Genomic DNA, 19623 nt, shown 5'->3' on the forward strand with positions numbered 1-19623 from the left:
GAGATGTAGGGCATCGGCAAGTGAATGTAAGCGCGTCTTAAAGCACCGCCAGTGGGTATTCGATAATGACGCGGACTTCTTCAAGGTCGGACTCGAATGAACTCGAGCGCACGGTGGCCTGGCGCAGCCGCAGCGATAAGTCCTTCAAGTTGCCGCTTTGCACCACGTACTTGGCTTCGATATCCCGCTCCCAACGGCGTTGGTCGGTGAGCGGATCGCCGGCGGCATCGCGGCGCATATACACTGCGTTGGCGTTGCTGTAGTCGGCGCCGGTGCCCTTGCCGTAGCGGGTCATGAATGACAGGCCGGGAATGCCGAATGGCTGCATGTCCAGGTCGTAGCGCAGCATCCACGAGCGCTCCTTGGGCGAGTTGAAGTCGCTGTACTGGATCGAGTTGTTGAGGAAGATCGAGTCCGACTGGCGCAGGTAATCGAAGTCGTCATCGCCGTTGTTGCGCTGGTGCGACACAGCCAGGCTGTGGGCACCCACCTTCACGCCGAGCCGGGCGCTCCAGATGCTGTTATCGAATTCACCCAGCAGCTTTTTGCCTTCGTCCACGGCCTTGTAGTAGTTGATGTCGCCGAACAGCGAGACGTCTTCGTTCAGCGGGTAACTGGCGGCGCTGCCGACGTAGTACTGGTCCCAGGCGTCCTTCAGGCGGCTGCTGTACAGGCTCAGGCTGAGGTGTTTGTTGAGTTGGTAATCACCACCGGCATAGCCGATCCAGGGCGAGTCCACGGGGCCTGCATAAAACGTCGCAAAGCCCTTGTTCATGCCGCTTTCGTTGGGCTGGCTCATGCCGCTCAGACGCCCGCCCTGCAAGGTCAGGCCTTCCAGGCTGGTGTTCTGCAACGTCACGCCACGGAAGCTTTCCGGCAACACCCGCGAATCGCCGTAGGCCACCACGGGGGTCAGCGGGAACACGTCGCCGGCCTTGATCACCGTGTCCAATACCCGCAGTTTCGCCGCGCCGCCGACCTTGCTGTAGTTGTCTTCGGGATGGTTGTTGCTGTCCACCGGCAGCACGCCGAACGAACCCTTGCCGCCGCTGCGGCCGGTACCCGAGTCGAGCTTCACGCCGACCATGGCGAAGGCGTCCAGGCCAAAGCCTACGGTGCCCTGGGTAAAGCCGGATTCGAATTTACCGATCAGTCCCTGGGCCCAGGCTTCGGAATAGCCGTTACCGGTGGGGCTGGATTGGCCCTTGCGGTCATCGCGGTTGAAGTAAAAATTGCGCGCCAGCACGTTCACGCTGCTGCCTTCGATAAACCCTTCAGGTTTGTCTTCCGCGGCCACGGCTGCCAGGGGCAATGTGGCGATCAGTGAAAGGGGAAGGGTGTAGTAACGGATCCGCATGTTTCGCTCCTCGGTGTTGGCAGTTATCAGCTTCTTATGGAGGCGGGCGTTCTTATTGATCTGGCCCGGGCTGATAGTTGCAAACCGTGGATAACGATTGGGTGGCGTGAACATTACAATTCTGGAAGCTCGTCGCCACCTAACAAATAAGTAATGTTCTGGTGAACATCGCGTCAGGGTTGGTTCGTTAGTCTCGGTACTGAACTTTCAGTCGAGGAACAGGTGATGAACTTTTCTACCGCAGGCGTAGGTGTATTAACGGCCGTCCTGTCATTTGGTGCATTGGCCGAAGGCGGGGGTGACCGGACCTTTGCCCTGATGATGGAGCGCAATGAAAAAGCCATGGCCGCCTACGCCGAGAAAAACGGTAAGCCGGCGCCCCAGGTCCAGGTGTATCGCTATGGCATGGACCTGGACATTGCCAAAGTGGTCAACGTGACGCCGCCGATCCGCGCGTGCAGTACCGTGCCTTCGCGCATGACCTATGAAGACTCCAGCGGCAAGCTCACTACGCTGGAGTATCAAGTCATGGGGGTGTGCCGGAATAACGGCAGTTAATGGCGTCAAAAAAAAGAGTGGGGTGTAGCACCTGAGTTCGCTTCAGAAACAGCCAATAGGGCCGATGCAGCTCTGATACTTCTCTCCCATCGACCTCGGTGCCCTATGTTTAACACCCGCTTGAAGCAGGAGCTGTCCGCTCTTCGCGAAGAACTGTCCAGCTTGCAACAGGTCAGGGAGAGCCTGGAAAGCGAAATGCTCTGCCTGACGCTGGACGCAGAAGGTCGGGTTGAATGGGCCAATGCCAACTTTCTGCAGGAACTGGTCTACCAGAGTTCCACGCTGCTGGGGCGCCCCATCGAAGATCTGGTGCCCGCCCATGTGCGCCAGGACGAATTCCAGCAGCGCTTCAAGAACGCCCTGCTGCGCGGTGAGCATTTCGCCGGCGCCGTACGCCTGATGCGCGGCAACGGGCAGGAAGCCTGGTTGCGCTCGATTGTGCAGCCGGTGCGCAGTTCCGATGGGCGCATCAAGCACTTTTCGATTTACTCCAGCGACCTCACCCGCACCATCGAAGCGTCGCGCGAGCATGAAAACCTGATCACCGCGCTGGTGCGTTCCACCGCCGTGATCGAGTTCGACCTGGATGGGCATGTGCTGACCGCGAACGACCGTTTCCTCAGCGGCATGGGCTACAGCCTGGCGCAGATCCAGGGCAAGCATCACCGTATCTTCTGTGAGCCGCAGGAGTACAACAGCGCCGAGTACCAGCATTTCTGGAAACGCCTGAACGCCGGAGAATTCGTCGCAGCGCGCTTCAAGCGTGTGGACAGCCATGGCCGCGTGGTGTGGCTGGAAGCCACCTACAATCCGGTGCTGGACGCCAATGACCGTTTGTACAAAGTGGTCAAGTTCGCCACGGTGATTACCGATCAGGTCAATCGGGAGCAAGCCGTGGCCGAGGCCGCGAACATTGCCTACAGCACCTCGTTGCATACCGACGACAGCGCCCAGCGCGGTACCACCGTGGTGACGCAGGCGGTGGAGGTGATGCGCGACCTGGCCACGCACATGCAGGCGGCGGGTGAAGGCATCGAGGCACTGAACGCGCAATCCCAAGTGATCGGCACCATCGTCAAGACCATCAGCGGCATTGCCGAACAGACCAATTTGCTGGCGCTCAACGCGGCCATCGAAGCGGCACGTGCCGGCGAGCAAGGCCGGGGCTTTGCGGTGGTGGCCGATGAGGTGCGCCAGTTGGCATCACGGACCAGCAAAGCCACCGAGGAAATTGTTGGTGTGGTGCGTCAGAACCAGGATATGGCCCGCGACGCGGTGGCCCTGATGACCGACGGCCGCCTGCAAGCCGAGCAAGGCCTGGCCCTGGCGGCGGAAGCGGGCACGGTGATCGTGGAGATCCAGGACGGCGCACAGAAGGTGGTCAGCGCCGTAGGACAATTCGCTAACCAACTGTCGAGCTGATCCATAGGGCTGATGCTTGAGGTATCGTAGGTTTTTTCGTTTGAAGAGCCGATCCTCCATGAGCCCTACCCACTGCCGCCCCGTTCCGTTGCCCAAGGCCTACCGTTTGCTCAATCACGGGCCAACCGTACTGGTGAGCGCGGCCCACAACGGCCAGCGCAATATCATGGCGGCCGCCTGGGCCATGCCGCTGGATTTCGAACCGCCGAAAGTCGCCGTTGTGCTGGACAAGTCCACCTGGACTCGCCAATTGCTGGAAGGCGCCGGCAGCTTCGTGCTGCAGGTGCCCTGTGTGGCCCAGGTCGACCTCGTGCAGACGGTCGGCAATACCACCGGTACCGAGGGCGACAAATTCGCTGCTTATGGCCTGCAAACCTTCAGCGGTGAACACAGCGACGCGCCCTTGCTGGAAGGCTGCGTAGCGTGGCTGGAATGTCGCCTGCTGCCCGAGCCCCACAACCAGCAGACCTATGACCTGTTCCTCGGCGAAGTGGTCGCAGCCTATGCCGATGAGCGAGTATTCAGCGAAGGCCGCTGGCACTTCGAAGGGCATGATCAGTTACGCACCTTGCACCATGTAGCGGGTGGGCATTTCCTGAGCATCGGCGAGCCCATCGATGGGCATTCGCTATAAGCGCACTCAGCGCCCGAGCATCTTCACCCATCGCGACGGCGGCATACCGTAGGTGCTGCGAAATTGCCGGGTCATGTGGCTCTGGTCGGTGAAGCCGGCGGTCAGCGCCGCGTCCACCAGCGACTGCCCCTGCGCCAGCAGACTGCGCACCAGGTCCAGCCGGCGCATCGTCAGGTAGCGATAGGGGCTGGTGCCGAACAGCACGCGAAAATCCCGCGACAATGCCCAGCGGTCGCGGCCGGCGTGGTCGGCCATTTCGTCCAGGGTGATGCTGCGGCCCAGGGCGCTATGGATAAACTCCCGGGCGCGCTCGGCGGCGACGTAATCGAACGCCTTGCGGCTGACGATGGCGCCCGCGGCGTTGCTCAGCGCGTGGGCCAGGTCGAACATCGCGTCCTGTTCCTGCAACGGGTCGATGGGGTTATCCAGGTTTTGCAGCAGCACATCGCTGGCGCGGAACAGCCTGGGGTCAGTGGACAAGCCGCCGGGGATAAACGGCAACGGCTTGCCGCCAAGGATCTGCTGGATCAGCGACGGCTCCACGTAAATCATCCGGTATTTGAAACCCTCGTCACTGCCGGCGTGGCCGTCGTGGGTCTCATCGGGATGAAGCACCATGGTGGTGCCGGGCAGGCTGTGGATCATGTCGCCGCGGTAGTGAAAACTCTGTACGCCAGACAAGGTACGCCCGATGGCATAAGTGTCATGGCGATGGGGGTCGAAGGCGAAACCGGCGAAGTACGCCTCGATACGGTCCAGGCCGCTGGCATGGGGGGCACGGTGCAGCCAGTCGAAGTTGCGGGTCGGTTTGCCCATGGTGGCTTGTCACAAAAAGAGGTGGAAACACGTTAACCCAGTCTGCATCCCTTGTCTGCCGTGGTCTTGTACGATTGTGCAGGTGGCGGGCGAGGTCTATGCTCCCTGCTCGTGCCCTGCGCTGATGGAACCGCCCAATGGAATTTATCAACCCCACCTATGTAGCGCCTCTGGTCTCGCTGGCCCTGCTGTGGACGGTGGCGGTGGTTACGCCGGGTCCCAACTTCTTCAACACCGCGCAGTTGGCCGCCAGTTGTTCGCGCCGTCATGGCGTAGTGGCGTCGGCGGGCGTGGCCACCGGCACGATCATGTGGGGGCTGGCGGGTGGGCTGGGCATCAAGTCGCTGTTTACCGCCGCCCCCATGTTGTACCTGGCGTTCAAGATCATCGGCGGCTGCTACCTGATTTACCTGGGGCTGAAACTGTTCAAGCGCTCGACACCGGCGATGGGCCAGAGCCTGTTGCCGGACGAAGCGCGCCGCTCGTTGTTTTCCGCCTGGCGCCTGGGGTTGCTGGGCAACCTGTCCAACCCCAAGGCCGCGTTGTTCGTCGCCACCATCTTCGCGTCCACCATGCCACTGTCGCCATCCCCCGCGCTGCTGGCCCTGGCGGTGATCACCATGGCCAGCTTGTCGTTCAGCTGGTATGCCTGCGTGGCGCTGGTGTTTTCCAGTGCGCACATGGCCAACCTCTACAGCCGTTCGCGCAAGTGGCTCGACCGTTTTGCCGGCGGGTGCTACGTGTTGTTCGGCGCCCATCTGGTAGCGAATCGCTGACCGTCCGTGGTAAGAAGCCTTACTTTCAACAGTGAGGCCGGGTCATGAGCAAGGTGCGTGTAGGGATTATTTTTGGTGGCCGTTCGGCCGAGCACGAAGTCTCGTTGCAGTCGGCGCGCAATATTGTCGACGCACTCGACCGCACCCGCTTCGAGCCGGTTTTGATCGGCATCGACAAGGCCGGCCACTGGCACCTCAACGACACCTCGAACTTCCTGATCAACCAGGAAAACCCGGCGCTCATCGCCCTCAACCAATCCAACCGCGAACTGGCGGTGGTGCCCGGCAAGGCCAGCCAGCAGGTGGTGGAAACCTCCGGCAACGACCTGCTGGCACACATCGACGTGATCTTCCCCATCGTCCATGGCACCCTCGGCGAAGACGGCTGCCTGCAAGGCCTGCTGCGCATGGCTGACCTGCCTTTCGTTGGCTCCGACGTGCTCGGCTCGGCGGTGTGCATGGACAAGGACATCAGCAAACGCCTGCTGCGCGATGCCGGCATTGCTGTGACGCCGTTCATCACCCTGACCCGCAGCAACGCTGGGCGTACTTCCTTTGAAACAGCGGTGAATAAACTCGGCCTGCCGATGTTCGTCAAACCGGCCAACCAGGGTTCTTCGGTGGGCGTGAGCAAGGTTGGCAACGAGGCTGAGTACCACGCCGCCGTTGAACTGGCCCTGGGTTTTGATCAAAAGGTGCTGGTGGAGTCGGCGGTCCAGGGCCGCGAAATTGAATGCGCCGTGCTGGGCAACGAAAACCCTGTGGCCAGCGGCTGCGGCGAGATCGTGGTGAACAGCGGCTTTTACTCCTACGACAGCAAATACATCGACGGCCAGGCGGCCCAGGTGGTGGTGCCGGCCGACATCAGCCATGAATCCAGTGAGCGGATCCGCCGCTTGGCCCTTGAGGCGTTTGAGGTGTTGGGGTGCGCAGGGTTGGCGCGGGTCGATGTGTTCCTGACCGACGATGGTGAAGTGCTGATCAACGAAATCAACTCACTGCCCGGCTTCACTCGCATCAGCATGTACCCCAAGCTGTGGCAGGCGGCGGGCATGAGCTACAGCGAGCTGGTGAGCCGGTTGATCGAGCTGGCGTTGGAGCGGCATGCGGGGCGTAAGGGGTTGAAGATCAGCCGTTAACGGATGGGATAAATACCTGTGGCGAGCCCGCTCGCCACAAGGGGGCGTAGGTTCGTCAGGGTCTACGAGCAATCCACGAATAAATCAACGTCTTCGCTTCCTCCGGCTGATGCGTCCTTCTGCGGTAGCTGGCAAACGTCGGCGACGTACAGTAGGTGCAGACCTCGCTCACGTCGATCTGCTCACGCTTGACGCCCGCCGCTTGCAGCAGCAACAACCCATACCCGCTCAAGTCAAACCACGCACTGCCTGCTTGCCTTGCATGGGGCGGATTGATTTGCGGGGACCGCAGCGGTGCCGGTTGCACGAAGCGCCACGGTGCCTGGGCGTGTTGCCACAGGTGCCCTTGGTCACTCTGGAACTCGGCGATAAAGCCTTCGCTCACTTCATAACAGCACGGCTTGATCGAGGGGCCGATAGCCACTTGCAGCTGGTCGGCTGCAATCCCTTCGGCGGCAAAGCGCTGCATGACGTTGGCGATAATCCCGCGTTGCAACCCCTTCCAGCCGCCATGGACTGCGGCCACCCGTTCGCCCGTTATCGACGCGAACAGAATGGGCAGGCAATCGGCGGTGATCACCGCGATCGGGTGAGCGTGGTGCGTCAACACACCATCGGCCTCGATCGTATTGGCCACCTGGCCCGCCTGCCATTCAATCACCGAGGCGCTGTGCACTTGTTTGCAGATGAACACTTCATCCGGGCGCAGCGGGTCATCGATCGAACAGAAACCGTGGTCGATGCCAGGGATGGCAGCGAGATTTTCAGCCTGATGCAAGGGATCACCTCCGTTCAATAAAGTCAGTCGCCCAGCGCTTCGCCTTCGCGCCGAGGGTCGGCGCCGCCGCTGAGCGACACCTTACCCTGGGCGTCCCGCTTGAGCACGATGGCCTGGATGCCGCTGGTCATGTCTATCTCGCTCAGCTCATGGCCCTTGTCCTTCAGCACTTGCTTCAGGCCTGGGCTGAACAAGCCCGCCTCCAGCTCGGTAGCCCCATTGCGGCTGCCGAAGTTGGGCAGGCTGATGGCGGCTTGCGGGTCGAGGTTCCAGTCGAGCATCGCCACCAGGGATTTGCTCACGTACTCGATGATTTGCGAGCCGCCCGGCGAACCGAGCGTGGCCAGCAATTCACCGCTCTCGCGGTCGAACACCAGGGTCGGCGCCATGGCCGAGCGCGGGCGTTTGCCGGGTTGCACGCGGTTGGCGACCGGCTGGCCGTTTTCTTCGGGGATGAATGAGAAGTCGGTCATCTGGTTATTGAGCAAGAAGCCCTGGACCATCACATGGGAACCGAACGCGGCTTCCACCGTGGTGGTCATCGACACGGCGCCGCCCAGGTCATCTACGGCGACGACTTGTGACGTGGAGATGCGCAGCGGCGAACGGTCCGGTGCATACGCGACTTGAATACCGGCCGGTCGGCCTGGCTTGGCGATGCCCATGCTGCGCTCGCCGATCAGCGTGGCACGCTGTGCCAGGTAGTTCGGGGCCACGAGGCCGGCCACCGGCACCGGTGTGAAGTCCGCATCGGCCACGTACAGCGCGCGGTCGGCAAAGGCCAGGCGACCGGCTTCGGCGATCAGGTGTACGGCCTCGGGCGTGGGCTCAAGCCCGGCAGGCGAGGCGCTGTTTATCGGGGTCATCGGCGCGATGGCCAGGTGCGGGTCGCGGGCTTCCAGGGCCTGCAATGTGCCGAGCATCTGCGCGACCGCAATCCCGCCTGAGGACGGCAGCGGCATGCCGCAGACTTTCCAGCGCTTGTAATCGGTGCACAACGGCGCGCGTTCCTTGGCGACGTAGCCCTTGAGGTCTGCTTGAGTCAGGCTGCCGGCATTGCGGTTGCCTTGCACCTTGCGCGCAATCTCGTCGGCAATCGGCCCGTGGTACAGGGCGTCCGGTCCTTCCTTGGCAATGCGTTTGAACACAGCGGCCAGCGCCGGGTTTTTCAGCTGTGTACCGGTGGCTTTAGGCGTGCCATCGGCATTCAGAAAGTAGGCTGCCATCTCCGGCGATTGAGGGATAAAGCGGTCAGCGGCGATCAGGCTGTGCAAACGCGGTGAAATTGCGAAGCCCTGCTCCGACAAGCGAATCGCCGGCTCGAACAACTGGGCCCATTGCAGGCGGCCGGTCTTCCTATGGGCCATTTCCAGGGCCCGCAGCACCCCGGGCGTGCCCACTGAACGCCCGCCGATCTGCGCGTCGGTGAAGGCCATCGGCATGCCGTCGGCGTTCAGGAACAACCGCTCGGTCGCCCCGGCCGGAGCCGTTTCCCGGCCGTCATAGGCGTGCACGTTTTTCCCATCCCACAGCATGATGAACGCACCGCCGCCAATGCCGGAGGATTGTGGTTCAACCAGGGTCAACACCGCCTGCATCGCAATGGCGGCGTCAATGGCCGAGCCGCCCTGGCGCAACATCTCGCGTCCGGCCTCGGCCGCCAGCGGGTTGGCGGCGGCGGCCATATGGCGCTCGGCATGGCGGGTGCTGAGGTCGGTGCGATAGCCCGAGCCCAACTCCGGTGCCGGTGGTTGGTCGTTGACCGGGGTGTGGCAGGCAGCCAGGGCAAGGGCTGCCGCCATGAGCGACAGTTGGCGGCGGGAAATCGAAAACACGTGCTGAACTCCGTTCATTGTGCGAATGATCTGTTGTCCGTGGGGCGCTGCGGTTTACAGGTAAATCGTGCCTTGCATGTACAACACTGCCTTGCCGGAAATAATCACGCGGTCGCCCTGCAGCTCGCAGTGCAACTGACCCTTGCGCTGGCCCCCTTGCTCGGCTGTCAAGTGCGATTTGCCCAGGCGCTCGGCCCAGAACGGTGCCAGCGAGGTGTGTGCCGAGCCGGTGACCGGGTCTTCATCGATCCCCACATTCGGCCCGAACCAGCGTGAAATAAAATCAAACCGGGTGCTCTTGGCAGTGACTGCAATCCCGCGTTTTGGCAGGCCCTTGAGCTGCGCAAAGTCAGGCGTCAGCGCGGCGACCTGGGCTTCGTCGTCCACCAGCACGATGTAGTCATCGGTGCTGAACACGTCGGCGCTCTCGATCCCCAGGGCACTCAACATTCCGGCGGGCGGTTCGCAGCGCTGTGGTTGCCGGGCGGGGAAATCCATCGCCAGTTCATCGCCATTGCGCGTCACCCGTAGCTCGCCGCTGCGGGTGGCAAAGCGCAGCACCTGGGGTGCATCCGCCAGTGCGTGAATCAACACCCACGCCGTCGCCAGCGTGGCATGGCCGCACAGGTCGACTTCGACTTGCGGGGTAAACCAGCGCAACTCGTAGAACCCATCGCGGGGCACGAAGTAGGCGGTTTCGGAGAGGTTGTTTTCGGCGGCGATATGCTGCAGTTGCTCATCGGGCAGCCACTCGGTGAGCGGGCACACCGCGGCAGGGTTGCCGCCGAAGGCATGTTGGCTGAAGGCGTCGACTTGGTAGATGTCCAGTTTCACCGTGAAGCACTCCGTGCGTGGGGGGAGGCTGGACACTAACAGTGGCAAGGGAGGGCGTCAAAAGCGGCCTACCCTCGGGATAGGCCGTGTGGCTCAGGCAATCAGAAGTCCCAGCGCGTGGTCAGCATGAAGTGACGCGGTGCGCCATAGATGGCGGAGTTGTAGAAGCCCACGTTGGTGTAATACGGCTTATCGAACACGTTATTGAGGTTCAGCGTGGTCGACAGGTTTTTCGTGAATTGGTAGCGCGTCATCAGGTCCACCACCCAGTAGGATTCCTGGGAAAATTTCTCGGTGGTGTCTTTGGGGCTGTTGTAGATGTCCTGCCACACCGTGTTCTGCCAGCGCAGGCCGCCGCCGATGCTGACTTTGTCCAGCTCGCCCTTGAGCTTGTAGATCGTGAACATGCTCACTTGATCCTCGGGCTCGAAGGTCGAGATTTTTTTGCCGGCGTCGTCGCGTACCACCTTGTGGGTGTAGCCACCCTGCAACTGCCAGCCTGGAGCGATTTCGCCGGACAGTTCCAGTTCGTAGCCCTTGGTCGTCGCGTCGGTGCCCTTGAAGGCAAAGTTGGGCGGTGTCGGGGTCTGGTTGTTGTACGCATCGTCGGGCAGGGAGCGGTTGCTTTCCTTCACCTCGAAGTACGCCAGGCTGGCGTTCAGGCGACCGCCGAGGAACTCACCCTTGAGGCCCACTTCATAGTTCTCGCCTTCGTCCGGGTCAATCAGCTTGCGGTTACGGTCGAGGTTGTAGCTTTCCTGGGGCATGAAGACATCGGTGTAGCTGACATAGGCCGACAGGTTGTCCGTGAGGTCATAGATGGCTCCGGCATAGGGAATGAAACGTCCGGTTTCACGGTAGGTATCGGTGCTGCCGGTCAGGGTGTAGTCGACCACGCGCCCGCCGAGCAACAGTTTCAGGTCGTTGCTGAGGTTCCAGCGGGTGGTGAGGTACATGCCGGTCTGGCGAATGGTGTCGTCGGTGACTTGGGAGGCCACGCCCCAGTCGGGCTTGGCCAGGTTGCCATGCCAGTTGACGTAGTCGACCAGGTTGGCGGTGGGGAAGGTTTCGTCCCAATAGCCCTTGCCCTTCCAGTGGGCGGTGCTGATGGATCCACCGATCACCAGGTCATGTTCACGCCCGAGGAAATTGAACGGGCCGCTGATATACAGGTCGGCCGAGTCGCTGGTGGTTTCGCCCTTGTAGCGCTGGGCGTTGATATTGGCGGTGCCGTCCGCCGCCGGCTGGTAGAACTGGATCGCACCCATCTGGGCGTCGTAGCCGTTGAGCTTGTGGTCCAGTTGCAGTTTGGTCACCCAGCCGTCGCCGAGGTCGTGCTCCAGGTTCGCGAACACCGTACGGGTGTATTGCTGCCAACTGCTCCAGTCAGTGGCATTGCTGAAGGAGCGCTTGGCATTGTTCAACTCGCCGGCATGGTTGAACAGCGGGAAACTGCCGGACCAGGTGGAGCCTTTGGGTTTGCTGTCCTGATAATCGGCGCCCACGGTGAGCAAGGTGTCGGGTGACAGGTCGAATTCGAGAATGCCGTAGAACACCGAGCTTTTGTTCGAGTAGCGGTCGATCCACGACTTGTTGTCCTGATAGGCCGCCACCGCCCGCCCACGCACATTGCCGGTTTCGGTCAGCGGGCCGCTGACGTCCACTTCCGTGCGGTAGTGATCCCAGGTGCCCGCCGCCGTGGTGATGTGGCCGAGAAATTCCGCCGTAGGCTTCTTGCGCACCAGATTGATGGTGCCGCCCAGGGAGCCGGCGCCGCTGAGCAGGCCGGAGGCGCCCTTGAGCACTTCGACCCGGTCATAGATCGCCATGTCGCTCAGGGTGTTGCCCGCCGAATAGGCCACGTTGCGCACGGCCGAGGGAATACCGTCGTACTGGAAATTGTTGATCGAAAAACCGCGCGAGTAGTAATTGCTGCGGTCGGTGTCGTAGGCCGACACGGTAATGCCAGGGGTATGACGCATCACGTCGTCGACACTGTCGAGGGCGAAGTCATCCATGTGCTGGCGGGTGACGACACTGATGGACTGCGGCGTTTCACGCGGGGTCAGCACCAGGCGCGTGGCCGTGGCGATGGTGCCCGGGGTGTAGGAGCCGGTGCCTTCGGTGACGGTGCCCAGTTGGTTGCTGATCACGGTGGTGGTGCCCAGTTGCAGGGCCGCGCCGGGTTGTGCGGTGCGGGTCAGTATGACCGCGTTGGGACCATTGAGCTCGAAGCTCAGGGGCGTGCCTTTGAGTAACTGGGCCAGCGCCTCCAGGGCGGTCATGCGGCCGCTGACGCCAGGCGACTCGACGCCTTGGGCCAAGTCCGCCGCATAGGCAATTTGCAGCCCGCTCTGCACACTCAATTGATCCAGGGCATTGACCAGCGACTGACGCGCTATGGCAAAGCTGCGGGTATCTGCTGCTTCACGAATGGCCGGCTTGCCCGCCGGTTCCACGGCAACCGCAGTGCTGCACGCCAGGCAGACGGCAAGCGCAAGAATGCTACGGGCGTGGGTCGGATTGAGTGCTGGAAAGTGCATGTGAGCCCCGTTAGAAATAGGAATGATTTGCAAAGGCAAAGTTCTTGACGGGTTGAAGCTTCGAAAGCCGTAAAACTTTTTGCGACGGGGTCAGGGGCTCTGTATCAGCGAATAATCAGGATGCCACCCGGCAGGCGCTGGACGTGGGTGGAAGTGACTCTACTCAACGCCTGCACGATCGCCTGGGGGTCATCCAATTGGTAATTGCCGCTGACCCGCTCACCGGCGGCGGTATCGTTCAATAGCAGGATCGGTGAGGGATAATAGCGACGGATCTCTGACAACACCTGTGCCAGCGGCGCGTTCTGGAACGACAGCCGTCCGTTGATCCAGGCCATCTGCTGTTCGCCACCTTCCAGGGACAGCGGTTGCAGGTGCCCACCCAGCAACTGTTGCCAGTTGCCCGCCTGCAACAGGCTCTGTTCGCCCTTGCGGTTGGCGAAGCGCACGCGGCCTTGTCGCACGGCGACGGTGACGCCCGCGTCGCGCTGGCTGACGCTGAATTGCGTGCCGACTACGGTCACGCTGGCCTCGGCGGTTTCGATGCTAAGAGGGCGCTCTGAGTCGTGTGCGGCTTCGACGTAGAGCTCGCCGCGCAGCAGCTTGATGCGGCGATGGGCGCCGTCGAAAGCGATGCTGATGGCGCTGTGGCTGCCCAGCACGATGTGCGAGCCGTCCTCCAGGTCAAAGCGTTCCAATTGCGCAACGTCGGTCATGTGGTCAGCCTGCAGGCGCATCGGCACATCGGTCATCCAACCGATGCCCAGCGTGATCAATACGGCAGCGGCGGCAGCCATAAAGCGTGTCTTGCGGTGCGTGGCAGCTTGCGGGGCAGGGGGCAATTCCAGGTCGCCGGCGAGGTTTTTCAAGGCTTGCTCGAAGGCGCGGCTTTCCCACAGCGCGGCCAGTTCCGCATACGCCGTGGCGTGCCGGGGATCCGCGTCGCGCCACTGCTCAAAGCGCTGGCGGGTGATGGGGTTGCGCACCGTTTCATCGCGCTGGGCGAACCAGTCGGTCGCCTGCTTACGTATGGCATCGGGGGTGTCGGCGCGATCAATCATGGTAGGTCGTTTGCTTGACGCAGGCAGTGAGGGCTTGGCGCAGATCTTTTTCCACCGTGCTCAACGACACCTGCAGGCGTTGGGCGATCTCGCTTTGGGACAGTTCATGCAATCGATGCAATACCAGGATTTGTTGCTGGCGTTTGGGCAAGGTAGCGAGCACCTGTTGAAACTGCAGCAGTTGTTGTTGGCCCTGGGCCTGGCTCTCCGGACCGGGTGCCGTGGTGGGCACCTCGACAACCAGGCTTTCGGCCAGATGGCACTCATAGCGCCTTTTACTGCGCACACTGCGCAGATGATCAAAGGCCAGGTACTGCGCAGTTTGATAAAGAAACGGCTTCAAGTGTTCGATAGGGCGAGCGTACAGTGCTTTCGCCACCTTCAGGTAGGTTTCCTGGGCCAGGTCCTCCGCCTGGCTCGAACAGCCGACGACGCGCGACAGCATACGGATTAACGCACTGCGCTGCCCGATAAAAACGGCGCTGAGTTTTTCCTGATCCCCTGGCGTCCCTGTCTCCATGGCCCCGATACCCTGATGCGGCGTTGCGCGAATAGCAGGCATACTAATGAGAAGTTGTCTCATTTAATAGGGTGGCGGGGGATTTGTTCGGTGGCCAGTCCAGCCAGGCATCTCCTGGGTTCGACCGGCGCGTCAGCCCAGCCGCAACACCATAGCCCCGCCGGCAATGATGCACGCAGCCATGATGCGGCGGCGGGTCAGCCGCTCTTTGAGCACCAGTGCCGAGATCACCACGCCGAACAGAATGGAGGTCTCCCTGAGCGCCGAAACCGTGGCGATCGGTGCCGCCGTCATTGCCCAAAGTGCCAGGCCGTAGGACACGACGGTGCCGAAGCCACCGATAACACCTGGGCGCCAGTGGCGCGCCAGATAGCGGCAGAATTCGCGCCGCCTGATGGCAAATGCCCATACGGCAAGCGCGAGGCCGGTGAGCAGGAATATCCACAACGTATAGGCCGCCGGGGCGCCGGATTTGCGCACACCCACACCATCGATGAGGGTGTAGCCGGCGATGACCGCCGCGTTGACCAGCGCCAGGAGCATCCCTTTTCGCTGACCGATGCTGGGGGCGGCAGCCATGCTCAAAATACCGATGCAGATGATGGCAATGCCGAGCCAGGCGAATGAGGACAAGGATTCGGACAACAGTCCCACGCTCGCTGTCGCCACCAGCAACGGCGCGGTGCCGCGCATGATCGGGTAGGTCTGGCTCATGTCGGCAATGCGATAAGTCGAGGCGACCAGCACGAAATACACCACCTGCAAAATCACTGACGCACCGATGAAGGGCCAACTTTCCTTGGCCGGCAGCTCCAGAAACGGAATGACCGTCGCTGCGATCAGCGATGCAATGGACGCGATCATGCAGGTGGTCAGGAGCTTGTTGTCACCGCCCTTGACCACGGCATTCCAAGTGGCGTGCAACGCAGCGCCCAGCATGATGATTGCGAACACATCAAGGCTCATGAAGGGACGTCCTATTGGCTAAGTTCTGTATCCAGGAGGGGGGCTGCGAGTATGCCCCAGGCACTTTCTTCAAGGCATAAAAAAACGGTCTACCTTTCGGTAAGCCGTTATCAGTACCGGGTTACGCGTCAATTGAGGGCAAATGCTGTTCGATTACGCCTGGTCGCCCCATGCCCGGATATGTTTCAACGCCAGGCGTTATCGAGTAGCCCTGAATGAGATTGTTGCTCAGAACACCTGCAACAGTCGAACGTTGATGCGGGCGCTTTCCTTGAAGCCATTTTCCACCTCAAGATCGCGCCCGAGCGCCACCAGCAGTTGCGTCTTCGGGCGGATGAAGTAACTGCCACCCACGCTGATTTTTCGTTGTCGAGCTTCGTCGTCGCTGTCAACGCCATTGACTCGGGTCTCACCGCCCCAGGTCTGCGACAGACCGACGAAAGCGTTGGCTCCGGGGGTGAACTGGTAACGCAAATATCCCTGCCCCTGGTAGAGCTGTTTCTGCTTGAGCGTGTCGCCGGCAGCGCCGTAGTTGTCGTTCTTGCCGTGGAACATGACGTCGCCGGTCAAATCGACATACCAATTGTCGGTCAGCCCTTTGACGAAACCTACCTGTAAATCAAACTTCCAGCGGTTTTCACCCAGATTGAGCGGGCGGTCGTGGCTATAGCTACCCGTTGGAAGGTACAGATAGGGTGCTATGGCTAGATAAGTGCGAGACGCTGAGTCGTTGATCAACCAGACTGGTGCGGCCAGGATAACGTCACCTACCCCGCTGGTCTTGCCCAGTGCACTCGTGTCGCGCCCGGCATCCAGCCGGCCAAACGGTACCAGGATCTGGGGGCCTACCGTCAGCCCGCCAATCGTGGTGTAGTGCACCAGCCTCCCGATACCGACATCCGAGACCAGCCGAGGATCCCGCGCCGTCTGCCGTCCCTGGGCATAGAGTTTGTTGCGCTCGGCATGCTGCAGGTACAGCAACCCCGCCGTCGTACCCTCCGGCGCCGGGACGAAATCACCGATGTCCACATCGATGGCCCGCGCGGTCATCGGCACCATCGTGACCATCGGTAGACAGGCCAAGGCCAATACCTTGTTCATGCTGCTCAGGGGCGAGTGGGTACCGGCCTTTGACACGTGGCCGGTCCTGCGGGCGACGCTGGAGAATGCTTGGGTCATTACGGAAGTCCTCTCTCGAGTAGTCATCTGTCATTGATCGGTCGGCGAAGTGCGGCGACACAGGACAACGCGGCAGTGCGCATGACAAAGATAGGGGGGACGCGCCCCAAGTCGCTTTGTTGGGGCGGTCATTCGTTGTGCTGGGAAGGACAGCTGCTCGGCGCTTACGCCTCGTGGCACGGGGGCCGCTTCAACTGCGTGCCTCTGCACCGGCCATGGCGTCGTAGGTCGGCGAGCGCAGCAGCGCATGGAGTTGCCGGCGGCGGACCCCCATGTTGCCGCCGTCGTACAGGGGAAAACACAGCGCGTCCTGCATCAGGCCGGCCAACGGGTAGAGGTCGGTGTAGGCATCGACACCGACAACGCGCATGGCATCGTAGACAGCCTGAACGCACAGTTCCGAACAGTGAACCTTGGTGATGATGGCCAGTTCGCGGCTGCGTCCCTGGGTGATATCGAGCTGGTGACAGGCTTTCCAGGTCAGGTAGCGCGCGGCCTCGATGCGCATCTTGATATCGGCCAGCATGAAGCCAACGTTCTGGTGCTCAATCACAGGCACCGTGCCGGAGCGCTTGTCGGTGCGGGCAAACTTCAAGGCGACGTCGAAGGCCGCGCGCATCACACCTACGCAGGCCGCGCCGATGAGCGCCGCAGTCCAGGAGAAGGCATCTTCCACCATGGCAATGCCATCGCCCGGCTTGCCCACAATATTGGCCGCCGGCACGCGCACATTGTTGAAATGGATGCGCGGCGAGATCGTCGCGCGATGGCCGACGGTATCGAGAAAGCCCGCGATCTCGATGCCCTGGGCGCTGCCGGGCACCATGATGACCGCCAGCGATTGCTGCGGCGGCAGGGCCGCATCGGTGCGGCATATGACGCTGTACAGGTGCGCGCCCTTGCCGTCCCAACCGGTGCCGTTGGTGGTGTAGTGCTTTGCGCCGTTGATGACCCATTCGTCGCCTTCGAGGCGGGCGAATGTCTGCACGCCGGCGGAGGGGTCGGGACTGTCGTAGTTAGCGCCTCCGGTGACCTCAGTGAAGGCCAGGGCGGCCAGGCGCGAGCCATCTTCGACGAAGTCCGGCAGGAAGCGGCGCTTCTGCTCCTCGGTGCCGTGGTGCAGCACCGCGTGCAAACCCAGGCCGGTGCCCAGCAAGGCCGAAGGCAAGTTGACGTCGGCGGCGGCGAGTTCTTCGGCAGCCAAGGCAAAATCCAGCGTGGTCAGGGCGCTGCCGCCGCACGAGGCGGGCAGCAACGCCTTGATGAAGCCGGCGTCGACCATTGCATCGTAGAACGGCCGCGTGGCGTAGAACCGGTCTTCCGGTCGCGCGATTGGGGCGATGGTGGGGGCGACCTTGCTGAGGACTTCGGCGGCGAAGGTTCGCGCGCTTGCCTGTAAAGCCTTCTGTGATTCGGTGAGCTGGAAATCGATAGCCATGGGAAGCGACCTTTCTTGCGGTGGGTTAGGTAACGGACAACCCATCGTAGGCAGCTGGCCTGCCTCGGTCTCGCTGGAGCGTGCAAGCCCAATTGACGATTTGCGCAAGGGCACAGGGCTTTCCCGACTGAGGTCGTGCCTTCTGCAGAAAGAGCCTGTAGCGGGTGAATGCCCCCTTGGTTCTGGCGCGGACTTTGCGTCTTTCTGCCGCAGGTCACATGGGTTCAGTCCTGCGCCTGTTTATCCGGCGGAAACTGCACCGGCATGACGCATTCGCATTCCCGCCGTGCACAGCGCAGGCACAAGCGAAAATGCCGTGCCAGGGTGCCTGCAAGCCCATCAACCGACGACTTGCCTTTGCGTGCAAGACCAGTTGACGATCTGTGCAACAGGAGGACCACATGACACGTCTGAGCGGCCCGCCATACCGTGACATTGGCTCAGAAATCAGTCGCTGGCTTGCGCTCGCGATGATTGTCTTTTGCGCCACTGAGGGGTGACCGCAGGATGCAAATCTGGACTACCGAAGCGTGCGTGCAGCGTGAAAGATTCAGCTACTGGCGTGAGGTCCTCTGCGAAGCCTTCGTCTCGCTCAATCCCATCCTCAAGCAAGAGCATGCAGGATCGGACTTCACGGGCGAGGTAAGCTCCCGGCCCCTCTCCATGAGCGCGCAGACCCGCGTGTTTTCCCGTGCGCAGTTCGTCCAACGACGCTGGGATGAAATCCGCCGCAACCCGGTCGAGTTCTGCTTCGCGAACTTCCAGTTGGAAGGGTCATGCGTGGTACGTCAGGATGGGCAGGAGACACTGGTGTTGCCCGGTGACTTCTCCGTCGTGGACTCCACGCGTCCCTACTTTCTCGATTTCAGGGAAGATTGGCGCGTGCTGTCATTCCGTATACCCAGGGAGCAACTGGTGTCCAGGCTCGCGGCACCGCGCCAGGCGACAGCGCGCTGCGTCAGCGGACAAGCGGGACTTGGACTGGTCGCGGCTCGCTTCGCCCGCTCACTTGAACAGATGGACGCCAGCGTCGGCCTACAGGCGCAGCATGGGCTCAGCGCCGCGCTCAACGGTGTCATCGCCGTCGCGCTGGGCGCCACGCTGGAGGCACAGGAGCAGGACCGGGTGCCGCTGCGGACAGCCTTCCGCCAGGCGGTCGAAACCTATATAGCCGATCATTTATCTGAGCCCGGGCTCGGGCCGGACCTGCTTGCGGCGCGATTCAAGGTCTCGCGCCGGACACTCTATGGCCTGTTCGAGGAAGAGCCATTTTCCGTCAGTGGCCTGATCCGGGAGCTGCGCTTGCGGCACAGCGCGCGCGATCTCTGCAGTTCCGGCCATCCTGGCGTGCTCGCCGTAGCGCTGCGCTGGGGATTTAACGATGCCTCGCATTTCTCGCGGTTGTTCAAGCAGCGGTTCGGGATCTCCCCGCGCGGACTTGCAGCCAGCGTCGAAGGTGAAGCCAAACCAGGAACGAACAGTTTTGGATCGGTCCAGGATCTTCTGATCAGGTGAAGACAAGGTTCAGGAACTACAAAGGCGATCAAGGTGCGAGGTGCCGGGATGGGATGGGATGCGGCGCAGGGTGACCCGCGTTCATCTGTTGGTAGTCCCCGTTCATCACGGCGCGTTTCGCCATGAATATGGAGCCAGCGGTACTCCCCGGACTGACTTGTGGGGGCTATTTCTGAAAAGCATCAACTACCTCCAGTTTTGCTCACGAGGTGTTGAGGTCGTTCTCGCTCTTGATGCCCCGAGCATTGCGGG

Annotated in this window: 17 protein-coding genes; 6 read left to right on the top strand and 11 right to left on the bottom strand. The window is 61.7% G+C overall.

The genetic code is table 11. The features are described from left to right. Positions 1-37: 37 nt before the first annotated feature. Positions 38-1357: an OprD family porin gene (locus tag J3D60_RS25055; RefSeq protein WP_065938412.1), complete on the bottom strand. Its 1320-nt coding sequence runs from the start codon at positions 1355-1357 to the stop codon at positions 38-40. A 225-nt stretch (positions 1358-1582) separates the two neighbouring features. On the opposite strand from J3D60_RS25055, the gene J3D60_RS25060 reads away from it, so the two are divergent. From J3D60_RS25060 to J3D60_RS25070, 3 genes are all read left to right on the top strand, one after another. Continuing rightward, positions 1583-1915, top strand: coding sequence for a DUF2790 domain-containing protein (locus J3D60_RS25060; protein WP_065938413.1), 333 nt, complete (start codon positions 1583-1585; stop codon positions 1913-1915). A gap of 105 nt (positions 1916-2020) precedes the next feature. Next, positions 2021-3337: a PAS domain-containing methyl-accepting chemotaxis protein gene (locus tag J3D60_RS25065; RefSeq protein ID WP_027606939.1), complete on the top strand. Its 1317-nt coding sequence runs from the start codon at positions 2021-2023 to the stop codon at positions 3335-3337. Between the two features lie 58 nt (positions 3338-3395). Next, a complete protein-coding gene (locus J3D60_RS25070) occupies positions 3396-3971 on the top strand; it encodes a flavin reductase family protein (protein WP_065938414.1) in 576 nt (191 codons plus the stop codon). A 6-nt stretch (positions 3972-3977) separates the two neighbouring features. On the opposite strand, the gene J3D60_RS25075 is transcribed toward J3D60_RS25070, so the two are convergent. Then, positions 3978-4787, bottom strand: coding sequence for an AraC family transcriptional regulator (locus tag J3D60_RS25075; RefSeq protein WP_065938415.1), 810 nt, complete (start codon positions 4785-4787; stop codon positions 3978-3980). 137 nt (positions 4788-4924) lie between these two features. Between J3D60_RS25075 and J3D60_RS25080 the strand changes: the two genes are divergently transcribed. Together J3D60_RS25080 and ddlA are read left to right on the top strand one after the other, a co-directional pair. After that, a complete protein-coding gene (locus J3D60_RS25080; RefSeq protein ID WP_065938416.1) occupies positions 4925-5563 on the top strand; it encodes a LysE family transporter in 639 nt (212 codons plus the stop codon). Between the two features lie 44 nt (positions 5564-5607). Then, positions 5608-6702, top strand: a complete 1095-nt coding sequence (gene ddlA / locus J3D60_RS25085) for a D-alanine--D-alanine ligase (protein ID WP_065938417.1) — start codon at positions 5608-5610, stop codon at positions 6700-6702. Between the two features lie 55 nt (positions 6703-6757). Here ddlA and pgeF read toward each other — a convergent pair whose 3' ends face one another. From pgeF to J3D60_RS25130, 9 genes are all read right to left on the bottom strand, one after another. Next, on the bottom strand, positions 6758-7480 hold the full coding sequence (gene pgeF / locus J3D60_RS25090) for a peptidoglycan editing factor PgeF (protein ID WP_253493176.1): 723 nt from the start codon (positions 7478-7480) through the stop codon (positions 6758-6760). Positions 7481-7503: 23 nt separating this feature from the next. Beyond that, positions 7504-9333 carry a gamma-glutamyltransferase gene (gene ggt / locus J3D60_RS25095; RefSeq protein WP_253493177.1) on the bottom strand — a complete coding sequence of 610 codons (1830 nt, stop codon included), beginning with the start codon at positions 9331-9333 and terminating at the stop codon, positions 7504-7506. 36 nt (positions 9334-9369) lie between these two features. After that, positions 9370-10149, bottom strand: coding sequence for a PhzF family phenazine biosynthesis protein (locus tag J3D60_RS25100; RefSeq protein WP_253493178.1), 780 nt, complete (start codon positions 10147-10149; stop codon positions 9370-9372). A gap of 101 nt (positions 10150-10250) precedes the next feature. Further along, positions 10251-12692 carry a TonB-dependent siderophore receptor gene (locus J3D60_RS25105; protein ID WP_253493180.1) on the bottom strand — a complete coding sequence of 814 codons (2442 nt, stop codon included), beginning with the start codon at positions 12690-12692 and terminating at the stop codon, positions 10251-10253. Between the two features lie 104 nt (positions 12693-12796). After that, positions 12797-13753, bottom strand: coding sequence for a FecR family protein (locus J3D60_RS25110; RefSeq protein ID WP_253493182.1), 957 nt, complete (start codon positions 13751-13753; stop codon positions 12797-12799). Beyond that, positions 13746-14273: an RNA polymerase sigma factor gene (locus tag J3D60_RS25115; RefSeq protein ID WP_253493183.1), complete on the bottom strand. Its 528-nt coding sequence runs from the start codon at positions 14271-14273 to the stop codon at positions 13746-13748. Before J3D60_RS25115 ends, J3D60_RS25110 begins: the two co-directional genes overlap by 8 nt. A 132-nt stretch (positions 14274-14405) precedes the next feature. Further along, complete coding sequence (locus J3D60_RS25120; RefSeq protein WP_253493184.1) at positions 14406-15239, bottom strand: EamA family transporter; 834 nt, start codon at positions 15237-15239, stop codon at positions 14406-14408. A 228-nt stretch (positions 15240-15467) separates the two neighbouring features. Continuing rightward, positions 15468-16418, bottom strand: coding sequence for a transporter (locus J3D60_RS25125; protein ID WP_083236335.1), 951 nt, complete (start codon positions 16416-16418; stop codon positions 15468-15470). Between the two features lie 190 nt (positions 16419-16608). Further along, positions 16609-17856: an acyl-CoA dehydrogenase family protein gene (locus J3D60_RS25130; protein WP_253493186.1), complete on the bottom strand. Its 1248-nt coding sequence runs from the start codon at positions 17854-17856 to the stop codon at positions 16609-16611. Positions 17857-18363: 507 nt separating this feature from the next. Between J3D60_RS25130 and J3D60_RS25135 the strand changes: the two genes are divergently transcribed. Further along, positions 18364-19371, top strand: a complete 1008-nt coding sequence (locus J3D60_RS25135; protein ID WP_253493189.1) for a helix-turn-helix domain-containing protein — start codon at positions 18364-18366, stop codon at positions 19369-19371. Positions 19372-19623 lie beyond the last annotated feature (252 nt).

The sequence above is a fragment of the Pseudomonas sp. S3E17 genome (assembly GCF_024168685.1).
Taxonomy (GTDB): Bacteria; Pseudomonadota; Gammaproteobacteria; order Pseudomonadales; family Pseudomonadaceae; genus Aquipseudomonas; species Aquipseudomonas marginalis.

Excerpts from the sequence above, each read along its gene's own strand:
- J3D60_RS25060 (WP_065938413.1), top strand. The coding sequence starts at position 1,583 with ATGAACTTTTCTACCGCAGGCGTAGGTGTATTAACGGCCGTCCTGTCA.
- J3D60_RS25110 (WP_253493182.1), bottom strand. The coding sequence starts at position 13,753 with ATGATTGATCGCGCCGACACCCCCGATGCCATACGTAAGCAGGCGACC.
- J3D60_RS25070 (WP_065938414.1), top strand. The coding sequence starts at position 3,396 with ATGAGCCCTACCCACTGCCGCCCCGTTCCGTTGCCCAAGGCCTACCGT.
- J3D60_RS25120 (WP_253493184.1), bottom strand. The coding sequence starts at position 15,239 with ATGAGCCTTGATGTGTTCGCAATCATCATGCTGGGCGCTGCGTTGCAC.
- J3D60_RS25130 (WP_253493186.1), bottom strand. The coding sequence starts at position 17,856 with ATGGCTATCGATTTCCAGCTCACCGAATCACAGAAGGCTTTACAGGCA.
- J3D60_RS25135 (WP_253493189.1), top strand. The coding sequence starts at position 18,364 with ATGCAAATCTGGACTACCGAAGCGTGCGTGCAGCGTGAAAGATTCAGC.
- J3D60_RS25065 (WP_027606939.1), top strand. The coding sequence starts at position 2,021 with ATGTTTAACACCCGCTTGAAGCAGGAGCTGTCCGCTCTTCGCGAAGAA.
- J3D60_RS25105 (WP_253493180.1), bottom strand. The coding sequence starts at position 12,692 with ATGCACTTTCCAGCACTCAATCCGACCCACGCCCGTAGCATTCTTGCG.
- J3D60_RS25055 (WP_065938412.1), bottom strand. The coding sequence starts at position 1,357 with ATGCGGATCCGTTACTACACCCTTCCCCTTTCACTGATCGCCACATTG.
- J3D60_RS25115 (WP_253493183.1), bottom strand. The coding sequence starts at position 14,273 with ATGGAGACAGGGACGCCAGGGGATCAGGAAAAACTCAGCGCCGTTTTT.
- J3D60_RS25075 (WP_065938415.1), bottom strand. The coding sequence starts at position 4,787 with ATGGGCAAACCGACCCGCAACTTCGACTGGCTGCACCGTGCCCCCCAT.
- ddlA (WP_065938417.1), top strand. The coding sequence starts at position 5,608 with ATGAGCAAGGTGCGTGTAGGGATTATTTTTGGTGGCCGTTCGGCCGAG.
- J3D60_RS25080 (WP_065938416.1), top strand. The coding sequence starts at position 4,925 with ATGGAATTTATCAACCCCACCTATGTAGCGCCTCTGGTCTCGCTGGCC.
- ggt (WP_253493177.1), bottom strand. The coding sequence starts at position 9,333 with ATGAACGGAGTTCAGCACGTGTTTTCGATTTCCCGCCGCCAACTGTCG.
- J3D60_RS25125 (WP_083236335.1), bottom strand. The coding sequence starts at position 16,418 with ATGACCCAAGCATTCTCCAGCGTCGCCCGCAGGACCGGCCACGTGTCA.